Origin of the sequence: Pseudomonas sp. NPDC090208 (genome assembly GCF_044746785.1) — a bacterium.
In the GTDB taxonomy this organism is placed as follows: Bacteria; Pseudomonadota; Gammaproteobacteria; order Pseudomonadales; family Pseudomonadaceae; genus Aquipseudomonas.
This window is the reverse complement of record NZ_JBIVCU010000012.1, coordinates 96930-108941: the sequence shown is the minus strand read 5'-3', so window position 1 is coordinate 108941 and position 12012 is coordinate 96930. Positions and strand designations below refer to the sequence as shown.

The following is a 12012-nucleotide window of genomic DNA, read 5'->3' as shown; positions in this document are numbered from 1 at the left end:
CTTCGTCGCCACCGGCTCACTGCTCGGCGCCGCTGCGGCGGTGCTGTCTTCTCTGCCTTTCGGCGGCTATGCGGCCGCCGCTGCTTCTCACTCTTCGACCCAAGGAACTGCGATGAATGTCGATCTGATTCTCTTCAACGGAAACTTTCATACGGTTGACCAGGAAAAACCCAAGGCCAGCGCTGTTGCCATCTCCGCCGGCAAATTCGTCGCGGTCGGCACCGATGCTGAAGTCATGGCCCTGCGCGGCAGCGCCACGCAAGTCATCGACATGCACAAGCGCACGGTGATCCCGGGCCTCAACGACTCGCACCTGCACCTGATCCGTGGTGGTCTGAACTACAACCTGGAACTGCGCTGGGAAGGCGTGCCGTCGCTGGCCGACGGCCTGCGCATGCTCAAGGCCCAGGCCGAGCGCACGCCGACTCCGCAATGGGTGCGCGTGGTCGGTGGCTGGAACGAATTCCAGTTCGCCGAAAAACGCCTGCCGACCATCGAAGAACTGAACCAGGCCGCGCCGGACACCCCGGTGTTCGTCCTGCACCTGTACGACCGTGCGCTGCTCAACCGTGCCGCCCTGCGCGTGGCCGGCTATACCCGCGACACGCCGAATCCGCCGGGTGGCGAGATCGTGCGTGACAGCAATGGCGACCCGACCGGCATGCTGGTGGCCCGCCCGAACGCGATGATTCTGTACTCGACCCTGGCCAAGGGGCCGAAGCTGCCGCTGGAATATCAGGTCAACTCGACCCGTCAGTTCATGCGTGAGCTGAACCGTCTGGGCCTGACCAGTGCCATCGACGCCGGCGGCGGTTTCCAGAACTACCCGGACGACTACGAGGTGATCACTCAGCTGGCCGAGGCTAAACAGCTGACCGTGCGTATCGCCTACAACCTGTTCACCCAGAAACCGAAGGAAGAACTGGCCGACTTCAAGCACTGGACCAGCACCGTCAAGCTGCACCAGGGCGACGACTTCCTGCGCCACAATGGCGCTGGCGAGATGCTGACCTTCTCGGCCGCCGACTTCGAAGACTTCCTGGAGCCGCGTCCGGACCTGCCGCCAGGCATGGAGCAGGACCTGGAACCGGTGGTGCGTCACCTGGTCGAGCACCGCTGGCCGTTCCGTCTGCACGCCACTTACGACGAGTCGATCTCGCGCATGCTCGACGTGTTCGAAAAGGTCAACCGCGATATTCCGTTCGGCGGCATCCCGTGGTTCTTCGACCACTGCGAAACCATCTCGCCGAAGAACATCGAGCGCGTGAAGGCGCTGGGCGGCGGCATCGCAATTCAGGACCGCATGGCGTTCCAGGGCGAATACTTCGTCGACCGCTACGGCAAGCAGGCCGCCGAAGCCACACCGCCGATCAAGCGCATGCTGGCCGAAGGCGTGCCGGTGGGTGCCGGTACCGACGCCACCCGCGTGTCGAGTTACAACCCGTGGACTTCGCTGTACTGGATGGTCAGCGGCCGTACCGTCGGCGGCCTGGAGCTGTACCCGGAAGGCCTGTCCCGCGAAACCGCGCTGGAACTGTTCACCCGTGGCAGCGCCTGGTTCTCCTCGGAGCAGGGCAAGAAGGGCCAGATCAAGGTCGGCCAACTGGCTGACCTGGCCGCTCTGTCGCAAGACTTCTTCAGCGTGCCGGAAGAATCGATCAAGTGGATCGAATCGGTACTGACCGTCGTCGATGGCAAGGTGGTCTACGCCACCAACGAATTCGACACACTGGCGCCACCCACCGTGCCGGTGCTGCCGGACTGGTCGCCGGTCGCCATGGTGCCGGGTCACTGGCGTCCGGGCGCACCGCTGGCCGCCGCCGTGCACCAGTGCAGCGGACCATGCGCCGTGCATGCCCACGGCCATGACAAGGCGCGTCAGTCGAAAGTCCCGGTCAGCGACTTCCAGGGCTTCTGGGGCGCCTTCGGCTGCTCGTGCTTCGCGTTCTGATGACCTGAAAACAACCTTGCCGGGTTCGCCCGGCAAGGGCCACCGGCCGACGCCGTCTGTCGGCGCAGCACACACCCGTCACACACTCAATGGAGTCAACCATGACCGTTCCTTACAAGCGTCTGGATATCAACGATGCCGTCGTCCTGCTGGTCGACCACCAGACCGGCCTGATCTCGCTGGTACAGGACTTCTCGCCCAACGAGTTCAAGAACAACGTGTTGGCCCTGGCCGACTGCGCCAAGTTCTTCAAGCTGCCGACCATTCTGACCACCAGCTTCGAATCCGGCCCGAACGGCCCGCTGGTGCCTGAGCTGAAAGAAATGTTCCCGGACGCGCCGTACATCGCCCGTCCAGGCCAGATCAACGCCTGGGACAACGAAGATTTCGTCAAGGCGATCAAGGCCACCGGCCGCAAGCAACTGATCATCGCTGGCGTCGTGACCGACGTCTGCGTGGCGTTCCCGACCCTGTGCGCGCTGGAAGAAGGTTTTGACGTGTTCGTGGTGACCGACGCTTCCGGCACTTTCAACGAGGTGGTTCAGCAGGCCGCCTGGGCGCGCATGTCCGCCGCCGGTGCGCAACTGGTCAACTGGTTCGCCGTGGCCTGCGAGCTGCAACGCGACTGGCGCAACGACATGGAAGGCCTGGCCAACCTGCTGTCCCAGCGCATCCCGAACTACCGCAACCTGATGAACAGCTACTCGGCGTTTACCAGCAAGTAAGGCTTTGCAGCCGTACTGGTAGGAGCCGGCTTGCTGGCGAACCCGGTAGGCCAGTCGATGATGCAGTGACTGGCCTGACGCATTCGCCAGCAAGCCGGCTCCTACAACGTGGCGTCTGGCTGAGCATTCCCGGACACCACGAACGCTGTGGGAGGGAGTCCTGCTCGTGAAAGCGTCGAATCAGACATTGCAAGGTTGGCTGACAAGGCGCCATCGCGAGCAAGCTCACTCCTACAGAATCGGGCGGGAAGAAATCTGTCGGCCAATGCCCAACCTGTGGGAGGGAGCTCTGCTCGCGAAAGCGTCAGTGCAGATAGCACAGTGATGAATGACACAGCGCCATCGTTTGTCCACTCACCCCTGCAACGACCGCAACTGCGCCTGTACCTGCTCGAAGACGTAACTGTTCGAGCTGCTGTCTCCCGTCTGCGCACCTTCCGAACCATCGGTGTCGATGTCGGCCAGAATTTCCGAAAGGTTATGGAAATGCCCGGTGTCCTGCGTCTGCGTCGGGTCATTGGTGCCGACCTGCGCCAATGCATCGGTCAGCGACTGATGCTGGGTCAGCCATTCCGACGTGGCTTTCTCCTCGGGGCTCATGCTTTCCAGAAACGCCAGCGCCGCCTTGGCCCGACCGATCGGGTCGTTGGCGTATGGATCGGTGAATTGCTGCGCCTGATCCGCCGGCCCGCTGTAATAGCCGGTCGCGAGTTTTTCCTGCTGACGCATCAAGGCCTTGGCGGCCGCCTGTTCTTCGGCGCTGAACTGGCCACCCTGGTTGGTCGCTACCGCATTCAGCGAACGACGGTCGAGGTCGCCCAGCAGCGAGTTGCGATCGGTATCGCTGCCGTCATAGGCCTTGCCGCCGCTTTTCATCAGCGCGTACTTCTCGTCCATGCGCTTGCGGGCGTCATCGGCGACTTCGGCAAAGGTCTTGTCCTTGGAGCTGGACACCGCGCCGGGCTGCGAGACACCCAGGGCGAGGGCGTCGGACGACATGCCTTCACGCACCGGAAAGTACGGCGAGTAATTGGCAATCGCCTTGCTGTAACTGGCGGAGACGCTGGACAGGTCAACCGAAACGCTGGTGGGCGTGGTGTTGGTGTTGTCGCTCTGATCCGCAGCGGTATTGACCGTGCTGCTGTCGGTGCCGGTCTTGCGGGCGGCGGTGCTGGAATAGGCGGCCAGTGCGGCGCTGGAGGTGCTATCGACGATCATGCTTGGCTTCCTTGGCTGTGGCGGCGGCGCCAGGGGGCGCATGCCGGAATCGTACTGACGTGGCAGGCCGTTCATGGCCCATGGCGCGACGTCAGCGCTGTTCAAAGGACGGCAATCATCCGTATTTGTATCAATTCCGACAAGTTTGTCGGCCGTCTCCTACAGAGCTGAAGGGTGGCGTACTGCTGGCATCGATCGGATTGGTCTATCATCCAGCCCTCGGCGATGGTGCCGGGCGAGTGAAATCATCTGGAGACTCAAAATGGCAAGCGCATCGGCATCCGTACGTATCCCGGTTTCGGCCGACAAGGTCTGGCAACTGGTCGGTGGTTTTCTGTCCCTGCCGGAATGGCTGCCATTGATCGCCAAAAGCGTACCGGGCGAGGGCGGGCGTGTCCGCGAACTGACCACGCAGACTGGCGAAGTGATCGTCGAGCGCCTGCAGTCGTTCGATGAGCAGGGGCGCACCTACAGTTATTCGATCACCGACGCGCCGTTTCCGGTCACCGATTACCTGGCGACGCTGAAAGTCAGCGCCGACGGCGAGCAGGGTGCGTTGGTGGAATGGTCCGGCCGTTTCACCCCGAACGGCATCTCCGACGCCGAGGCCGAGGCGCTGTTTCGTGGCGTCTATGAAGGCGGGCTGGAGGCTCTGCAGGCCAATTTCTGACGGCTGCTTTCGGTTCCGCCCAAAGGCCGCGGGATTGCCACGCCGCAGTCCCGCCAACACCACAATCCCGTGGGAGGGAGCCCTGCTCGCGAAAGCGTCAGTCCTGCCACTACCAAGTTGCCTGACTCATCGCTTTCGCGACCCTCGTAACCTCGGATCCCTCCCCGGGGTACGGCGGTGGCCAGTGGGCTGTGCGGTTGTCCCGAGATCCTGCAAACACTGAGATCCGTGGGAGGGAGCCCTGCTCGCGAAAGCGTCAGCCCTGCCACTACCAAGTTGCCTGACCCACCGCTTTCGCGACCCTCGTAACCTCGGATTCCTCCCACAGGTTTTGTGTTGGGCTGGGGATTGTGCCGAGCCCGACCTGTTTCCAGCGCAGTAGTCAAGCAATTAATTGTCGCTTAATCCGCAATGCTGAAACTCCATTCCTGCTGTTTATCCGCGCCCGTCAGGACGTCAAAATCGCCCGGTCATTTATCGCAGGAGACGATGATGCTTGTTTCGGCCATCAACACCGTGGAAATACGCGCCGCTCAGGGGCGTGCCAGTGAGGTTGGCGTGCGCCTGTCGCGCATGCTCGACGTGTTGAACAGCAGTACGCCGTGCACCGCCTACACCCTGACCTCGTGTCAGCACGACGACTGCGCATGGATCGTCAGCGGCTACTGGCCGTCCGAGGCGCAGATGCAGGCGCATTTCTCCCATCCGGAACTGAACGGCTTCATGGCGCTGCTCAATAGCGGTGCCATCAGCCAGATCCAGTTCAACAGCTTCACCGTCGAGCAAAAGGCGGTGGCCTGACATGTCCATTGATGAAAACACCCTGCTTGGGGTCGACCTCAATCTGCTGCTGACCTTTCTGGTGGTCTTTCGTGAACGCAGTGTCAGCGAGGCCGCCCGTCATCTGCGCGTGACCCAGCCGGCGGTCAGCGGTTCGCTGGTGCGCCTGCGACAGTTCTTCGACGACCCGTTGTTTCTGCGCCGCAACCGCAAGATGCAACCCACCGCCAAGGCGCAGCAGCTGGCCGATGCGCTGTTGCCGGCGATGCTGCAGATCGAGTCGGTGGTTCGCCACCCGTAAGCCCGTCGCACCATTGATCCGCGTCTGTGGTGGAACCCCACGGCCGCGCGAACCACACAGGGGCATTCCTGTCAGGACATGCCCGCCATGCGCCACGCCCGCCATTCGTCCGTTCACCTGGTCCATGCCCTGCGCCTGTCGGCATTGGCGGTGGCGCTGGCCTGCGCCGGCTGTCAGTCGTTCGATCAACCTCCGGAGCCGTCGAACGAGCGGACGCCGCGTCTGGTCGCCGGGTTGCGACCGCCAGCCACCAGGGTCGCGACCTCCCGACCGGTCAGCGACGGCAGCGATATCTGGGGGCGGCTGGGGCAGGGCTTTCGCCTGGCTGATGACAATGGCCCCAACGAGCGCATCGCCCGCCAGCGCGACTGGCTGATGAGCAATCCCGGCTTTCTGCGTAGCGCCAGCCAGCGCGCCGGACCGTATTTGCACTTCATCGCTGAAGGCCTCGACGCCCGTGGGATGCCAGCGGAACTGGCCCTGCTGCCGATGATCGAGAGCGCCTACAACCCCCGCGCCAACTCGATTCGCGACGCCGCCGGCCTGTGGCAGTTCATGGCTGCCACCGGCCGTGACTTCAACCTGCGCCAAACCGCCTGGTATGACGGCCGGCGCGATGTGATGGCGTCGAGCAGGGCGGCGATGGATTACCTGACCCGGCTGCACGACCAGTTCGACGGCGATTGGCTGCTGGCGATGGCCGCCTATAACGCTGGCGAAGGCACATTGAGCCGGGCCATCGACGCCAATCGCCGACGCGGCCTGCCGGCGGATTACTGGCATCTGGACCTGCCTCGGGAAACTCGCGATTACGTGCCGCGCCTGCTGGCGCTGTCACAACTGGTGCGCGAGCCGGACAGCTATGGCGTGCGCCTGAGTCCGGTCGCCAACGCGCCGTACTTCACCGCGATCCAGCTCGCGCGGCCGGTAGACCTAGGCCAACTGGCTGCCCGGGCCGGGGTCGACGAGGCCGTATTGTTGGGGCTGAACCCGGCGTTTCTGCGCAAGAAAACCATCGATGGTCCGGCGCATCTGTTGGTACCCCGGGATCAGGCGCGCCAGTTGTCGGCGAGTCTGGCGAGCATGAGCGACGGATTGCCGGGCGACATGGGCAGCGAATCCACAGCGCTGGCTGTCAGTGCATCGCCCCCGTTGCCGTTCGTCGGACCGGAACACTGACAGGGCAAATGAGGGCCGCGATCGCGGCCATCCGCTTGGAGCGACGTCGACCGTGCAGAGGGCATTGGCCGCTCGATTGTCTCTTTTTTGATACACCCTTGCAGGCCCGCAAAGGCGATGCGCAGCCGCGCAAGGTCACTGTTCAAGCACTTTGCGCCATACCGATCATCGGTATCTGACTGAACTTTTCCACGAATCTGTAAGCACCTTGATACAGCGCTTTTTTGTCTGTCGCCGACATATCTTGAAACAGGCTCGCGATGTCAGGCGGGTGGCTGACACATGCCGAGTGTTTTCTTCCGGCAGTGCGCTTAGTTGGATCCCTTCATTGTTCAGACCGGCGAATGCGCAAACCTTTGCGCGGCTTCGCTCATGACAATACAAGCGTAGTGCCAGCTGGATCCCGCAGAAACAAAGGCTTTGCCGCATGCTTGCGCTGAATGGATAAAGCAGTGTTCGGGAAACCGAATGGTGTTAGTTGGAATTCCGAACAGTCGACAATAATAGAAGTTGAAATGCGTCGGTGCGCTGTATTAGTTGTTTGTAGCTTTGCGGGTGTAGGCATTTTATATAAGGCGCCCTTAAAAAGGAGAAGGCGAGACTCTGGTAATAAAAGATAAAACACGGGGAATAGATTAGTTGAAGTCATAAAAAAGAAATATGAGCCTCAGGTGTCAGGTGAGTGGACCGAGAGGAAGGGAAGGTGCGTTGTCAATCTGACTTGAGGCGTTCAGGGAAACCGTCGGTTAGCCGACAGTGACGACGACTGGGCTGTTTTTAAATCTGTAACATATTGATGTTAAAGGACAAAAAATAAGTAGTTGTCCGCTCGGTTAGCTTCTTTTCAGCGCTAAAGCATTTGTCTGTACACCGGCAAGCGCAAAATTTAAATGCGTGTTTGAAAGGTCGGTGCAGCACTGCAAGTTTCGTTACTCCATGCTTTCATATTGATATCACTGTTTGAAGTCTGTGAATCCGTTCTCATCAAGTTGGGGAACTAAAATTAAATATTGCTGCCTCTAGCAAGCGTGTTACTAATGAATCGCTTGCGCCCACTTGAGAGGTATCGATGAAAGAACAAATCGATGTAAGCGGCTGTGCGTTACGGGGAGATAATGCGGCGCTGGATGTTCGACAGATTGCGTTGAACACGGCAAGTTTGACCATGGACCTGCTCTTGTGCGGAGAGACCGGCACGGGCAAGGACACCCTGGCCCGACAGATCCATGAGCTGTCCGGGCGTAGTGGAGCATTCGTCGGCATGAACTGCGCGGCGATTCCCGAATCCCTGGCCGAAAGCCAGTTGTTCGGGGTGGTCAACGGCGCCTACACCGGGGTCAACCGCTCCCGTCAGGGTTATATCGAAGCGGCGTGCGGGGGCACGCTGTACCTGGACGAAATCGACAGCATGCCCTTGAGCCTGCAGGCCAAGCTGCTGCGCATTCTGGAAACCCGCGGCATCGAGCGGCTGGGCTCCACCACCTTCATTCCCGTCGATCTTCGGGTCATCGCCTCGGCACAACGGCCGCTGGATGAACTCGTGGAACAAGGGCTGTTTCGCCGCGACCTGTACTTTCGCCTGAACGTGCTGACCATCCAGATGCCAGCCCTGCGCAAGCGTCGCGAGCAGATCCTGCCGTTGTTCGACCAGTTCACCCAGCAGATGGCCAGCGAGTTCGACCGACCGGTGCCGATGCTGGACAACGGTCTGGTGCAACTGCTGCTCAGCCATGCCTGGCCGGGCAACATCCGCGAGCTGAAATCTGCGGCCAAGCGTTTCGTCCTCGGCTTCCCGCTGCTGGGCGCCGACCCGCAACCGCCGCGCGATCCGCAGAGCGGTCTGAAGACGCAATTGCGGGTCATCGAAAAAATGCTCATCGAAGACGCCTTCAAACGGCACAAACATCGTTTCGACGCGGTGCTGGAGGAATTGGAAATTCCCCGACGCACGCTGTATCAGCGCATGAAAGAGCTTGGTGTCAGCGACCTGAGCCTGGAGGAGCCGCTGTTCTCGTAACGATTCAATTCCTGTTGTCCTGCAGTGGTGTGGTGCCAGAGGTCGTGGATGAGTGTGTACGATTTTTTTGATGAGCAAGCGGAAGACGACAGCCACGTGCCGAACCTGACGGTGGTGGCCCAGAGCATTTCTCAACTGGGTATCGACGTGCTGCTGTCGGGGGAAACCGGCACCGGCAAGGACACCGTGGCCCGACGGATTCATGAACTGTCCGGACGCAAGGGCAGGCTGGTGGCAATGAACTGCGCGGCGATTCCCGAATCGCTGGCCGAAAGCGAACTGTTCGGCGTGGTCAGCGGCGCCTACACCGGCGCCGACCGTTCGCGGGTCGGCTACATCGAAGCGGCGCAGGGCGGCACGCTGTACCTGGACGAAATCGACAGCATGCCGCTGAGTTTGCAGGCCAAACTGCTGCGCGTTCTGGAAACCCGTGAGCTGGAGCGGCTGGGATCGACCACGCCGATAGCGCTGGACATCTGCGTCATCGCCTCGGCCCAGCATGCTCTGGATGAGCGGGTAGAACAGGGGCTGTTTCGCCGCGACCTGTATTTCCGCCTCAACGTGCTGACGATCAAGCTTGCACCGCTGCGTCATCAACGCACCCGGATCATCCCGTTGTTCGGGCGTTTTGCCGTCAATGCCGCGCGGGAATCCGGGGTGATGCTGCCGGAAACGGGACCGGTGTTGCGCCACGTGCTACTCAACCACGACTGGCCGGGCAACATCCGCGAACTGCGCTCGGCGGCGAAGCGCTTCGTGCTGGGTTTCCCGTTGCTGGGCAGCGAGTCAGAGCCGGGACAAACAACCTCCTCGGGGCTCAAATCGCAACTGCGCGTGATCGAAAAAGTGCTGATCCAGGCAGCGCTCAAGCGCCACAACAACAGCATCGACGCGGTCAGCCAGGAACTGAACATCCCCAGGCGAACGCTGTACCACCGCATGAAGGAACTGGATGTTTGAGGGGATGGCTGCAGGTGGGGCGCTGGGGTTCGATTTTTGGTGGGTGGGCGCTTTGCTCGCGATGGCGGTGAGTCAGTTGACGCAGCAGTGACTGGACTGATGCCATCGCGAGCAGAGCTCCCTCCCACAGGTTTTCGGAGTGCCTGACAAATTTCGGCGCGCCGCCAAAACCCGTAGCCGTCCGGCTTGCCGGCGGTGGCGATCTTGAGGATGTCTTCGCGGGCGAGCCCGCTCCCACGGTGTGTGTGTTTCGCCGGCTTTTGATCTGGCTTTTGATTTTGATCTTGGGGCCCCGTCCCAGAAGGCCGAACGCAGGCGATGCGTAGTGGGCCGAGCGGCATGGATGCCGCGAGAGCCGCGTGGGCCATGGATGGCCCATTCGCGGCGGGCCCACGGAGCATTGCCGGAGTGAGGGCATGCCGAGCATTAGCGAGGCACCGTATGGCGGGGTAAAGAGCCCTTGGTTACTTGGGGCTTTTCCAAGTAACTCGCCGTGAGGCGAAACAGGGCTGCGTTAGCAGACTCGGCGGTGAACCAGATAAACCATGGACTCAGGTTTTACGACGACTGCGTCGCCGGTCGCAGGGCAAGCCAGCTCCTACAGGTGGTCGCATTCGTCCAGCGATAAGAGCTTCCAGACCCCGCCAAAAACAGCAGAAAAAAATCCGGAACCGTTTCAACACCCCCGGCCACCCATGGTCACCATGCAATATCGCTGGTGCCCATCACGAGGTGTGCAATATGTCTTTTCCCGGAATGAACAAACTCACCAACCCGTTCACCACCCTGGTCACCAGTGGCGGTAACGCGCTGTCAGGCGCCAGCAACCTGGCCAGCAACGTCAGCAACCAGGCCAACATCATCGGTGGTGGCAACACCGCAGCGCTGGACGCCACCAAACAGGAAAACGCCCTCAACGACCAGAACAACGCCCAACTGGCCCACCTGCAAGGTGCCGAGGCGCGCAAGACCGCCACGCAAAACACCATGAACGCCATCCAGTCGGCGAACAACGACGCCGCCAGCAAATTCATCAGCAGCACGGCGCAGTCCGCCAAGGCCATCTCCTACTGATCGGCCGTGCAGAACGCCCCCTCGCTGCAGGGGGCTTTCACCTGAAACGGGAGGTTTCATGCTAAGTCTCAACACCCTCAATCCTCTGCAAGGCCTGCGCATTGGCACCGTGATGCCCACCGATCCGACGGGCGGCACTCAGGGCTCGCAGTCGCTCAAGGACGTCATCGACAAACTGGCTTCGGCGCTGACCAAGGATGGTCATCTGGACAAGGACACGCCGCTGGGCCAGATGGTCAGCAAGCAGATGGAAAAGATGAACCCGCTGGCGTCGCTGGGCGGCGGTTCGCCGGAGATGATCAAGGCAGCGTTGGGCGAACTGATCAAGGACAAGCTCGGCGACAACTTTGGTGCGGCCGCCGAATTCGGCCTGGGTGGCGGTGCCGGCAAGCCGGACCTGATGTCCCAGGTGCTCAACGGTCTGGGTAAAGCTTCGTTGGATGACCTTCTGAGCAAGCAGGGTGATGGAACGAAGTTTTCCGCCAGCGACATGCCGCTGCTGGACAAGATCGCCGAGTTCATGGACCAGAACCCGAGCAAGTTCCCAGCCCCGGACTCCGGTTCCTGGAAAAACGAACTCAAGGAAGATAACTACCTGGACAGCAAGGAAACCGGTGCCTTCCGTGCCGCGCTGGACCTGCTCGGCGAACAGCTCGGGCAAAACCAGAATGGCATTCAGGACGGCGGCGGGCTGGGTAACGGCCTGGGCGGCGGCCTGGGCAACAATCTGGGCAACAACAACCTGATGGCCGACCCATCCGGCGCTCAGCCAGCGGCAGGCGGCAATGTGGCACAGGACCTCGGCCAGCTGCTGGGCGATCTGTTGCAGAAAGGCATGAACGCCAGCTTCGGCAACGGCGTCGGCAACAACGTCGGTGGCGGGCTGGGCACTCCGGTCAACAACACCGCGCTGTCCAACAGCGGCGGCAACAGCGTCACCCAGGACCTCGGTCAACTGCTGGGCGGCCTGATCGGCAAGGGCCTGGAAGCCAGCCAGGCCGGCAACGGCAATGGCAACGTCGGCGGCGGTCAGCAGCTGTTTGCCCAGCACGACCTGCAAAGTTCGCTGACCCAGGCGGCTGGCGCCATCGTCTCGGCACTGCTGGGCGCAGGCCACAACCAACTGTCCTGAGTTCA

At 61.5% G+C, this 12012-nt stretch carries 10 protein-coding genes and 1 pseudogene; 10 read left to right on the top strand and 1 reads right to left on the bottom strand.

The annotated features are described in order from the left end of the window. Nucleotides 1-112: 112 nt before the first annotated feature. Both ACIPL0_RS20180 and ycaC read left to right on the top strand, forming a co-directional pair. Nucleotides 113-1951: an amidohydrolase gene (locus ACIPL0_RS20180; RefSeq protein WP_400598904.1), complete on the top strand. Its 1839-nt coding sequence runs from the start codon at nucleotides 113-115 to the stop codon at nucleotides 1949-1951. A gap of 101 nt (nucleotides 1952-2052) precedes the next feature. Then, a complete protein-coding gene (gene ycaC, locus ACIPL0_RS20175) occupies nucleotides 2053-2676 on the top strand; it encodes an isochorismate family cysteine hydrolase YcaC (RefSeq protein ID WP_400598703.1) in 624 nt (207 codons plus the stop codon). A gap of 354 nt (nucleotides 2677-3030) precedes the next feature. On the opposite strand, the gene ACIPL0_RS20170 is transcribed toward ycaC, so the two are convergent. Beyond that, nucleotides 3031-3894: a hypothetical protein gene (locus ACIPL0_RS20170; RefSeq protein WP_400731573.1), complete on the bottom strand. Its 864-nt coding sequence runs from the start codon at nucleotides 3892-3894 to the stop codon at nucleotides 3031-3033. A 262-nt stretch (nucleotides 3895-4156) separates the two neighbouring features. Between ACIPL0_RS20170 and ACIPL0_RS20165 the strand changes: the two genes are divergently transcribed. The 8 genes and pseudogenes from ACIPL0_RS20165 to ACIPL0_RS20130 all read left to right on the top strand — a co-directional run bounded on the left by ACIPL0_RS20165 (nucleotide 4157) and on the right by ACIPL0_RS20130 (nucleotide 12007). After that, nucleotides 4157-4564, top strand: a complete 408-nt coding sequence (locus ACIPL0_RS20165; RefSeq protein ID WP_400598707.1) for an SRPBCC family protein — start codon at nucleotides 4157-4159, stop codon at nucleotides 4562-4564. A 492-nt stretch (nucleotides 4565-5056) separates the two neighbouring features. Then, entirely contained in the window at nucleotides 5057-5365 is a 309-nt protein-coding gene (locus tag ACIPL0_RS20160) for an antibiotic biosynthesis monooxygenase (RefSeq protein ID WP_400598710.1), read from the top strand. 1 nt (nucleotide 5366) lies between these two features. Further along, nucleotides 5367-5645 (top strand): LysR family transcriptional regulator, encoded by a 279-nt coding sequence (locus tag ACIPL0_RS20155; RefSeq protein ID WP_400598712.1) that lies wholly within the window; start codon nucleotides 5367-5369, stop codon nucleotides 5643-5645. A gap of 78 nt (nucleotides 5646-5723) precedes the next feature. Further along, a pseudogene (locus ACIPL0_RS20150) lies at nucleotides 5724-6746 on the top strand (transglycosylase SLT domain-containing protein); the annotation flags it as partial. A 1147-nt stretch (nucleotides 6747-7893) separates the two neighbouring features. Then, nucleotides 7894-8841, top strand: coding sequence for a sigma 54-interacting transcriptional regulator (locus ACIPL0_RS20145; RefSeq protein WP_400598714.1), 948 nt, complete (start codon nucleotides 7894-7896; stop codon nucleotides 8839-8841). Between the two features lie 48 nt (nucleotides 8842-8889). Further along, nucleotides 8890-9801, top strand: coding sequence for a sigma 54-interacting transcriptional regulator (locus ACIPL0_RS20140; protein WP_400598716.1), 912 nt, complete (start codon nucleotides 8890-8892; stop codon nucleotides 9799-9801). Nucleotides 9802-10542: 741 nt separating this feature from the next. Then, complete coding sequence (locus ACIPL0_RS20135) at nucleotides 10543-10875, top strand: hypothetical protein (RefSeq protein ID WP_400598718.1); 333 nt, start codon at nucleotides 10543-10545, stop codon at nucleotides 10873-10875. A 58-nt stretch (nucleotides 10876-10933) separates the two neighbouring features. Continuing rightward, entirely contained in the window at nucleotides 10934-12007 is a 1074-nt protein-coding gene (locus ACIPL0_RS20130; RefSeq protein WP_400598720.1) for a type III secretion protein HrpZ, read from the top strand. Nucleotides 12008-12012: the final 5 nt, after the last annotated feature.

What these genes read in the sequence shown, in the direction of transcription:
- ACIPL0_RS20180 (WP_400598904.1), top strand. Translation starts at nt 113, where the DNA reads ATGAATGTCGATCTGATTCTCTTCAACGGAAACTTTCATACGGTTGAC.
- ycaC (WP_400598703.1), top strand. Translation starts at nt 2,053, where the DNA reads ATGACCGTTCCTTACAAGCGTCTGGATATCAACGATGCCGTCGTCCTG.
- ACIPL0_RS20170 (WP_400731573.1), bottom strand. Translation starts at nt 3,894, where the DNA reads ATGATCGTCGATAGCACCTCCAGCGCCGCACTGGCCGCCTATTCCAGC.
- ACIPL0_RS20165 (WP_400598707.1), top strand. Translation starts at nt 4,157, where the DNA reads ATGGCAAGCGCATCGGCATCCGTACGTATCCCGGTTTCGGCCGACAAG.
- ACIPL0_RS20160 (WP_400598710.1), top strand. Translation starts at nt 5,057, where the DNA reads ATGCTTGTTTCGGCCATCAACACCGTGGAAATACGCGCCGCTCAGGGG.
- ACIPL0_RS20155 (WP_400598712.1), top strand. Translation starts at nt 5,367, where the DNA reads ATGTCCATTGATGAAAACACCCTGCTTGGGGTCGACCTCAATCTGCTG.
- ACIPL0_RS20145 (WP_400598714.1), top strand. Translation starts at nt 7,894, where the DNA reads ATGAAAGAACAAATCGATGTAAGCGGCTGTGCGTTACGGGGAGATAAT.
- ACIPL0_RS20140 (WP_400598716.1), top strand. Translation starts at nt 8,890, where the DNA reads ATGAGTGTGTACGATTTTTTTGATGAGCAAGCGGAAGACGACAGCCAC.
- ACIPL0_RS20135 (WP_400598718.1), top strand. Translation starts at nt 10,543, where the DNA reads ATGTCTTTTCCCGGAATGAACAAACTCACCAACCCGTTCACCACCCTG.
- ACIPL0_RS20130 (WP_400598720.1), top strand. Translation starts at nt 10,934, where the DNA reads ATGCTAAGTCTCAACACCCTCAATCCTCTGCAAGGCCTGCGCATTGGC.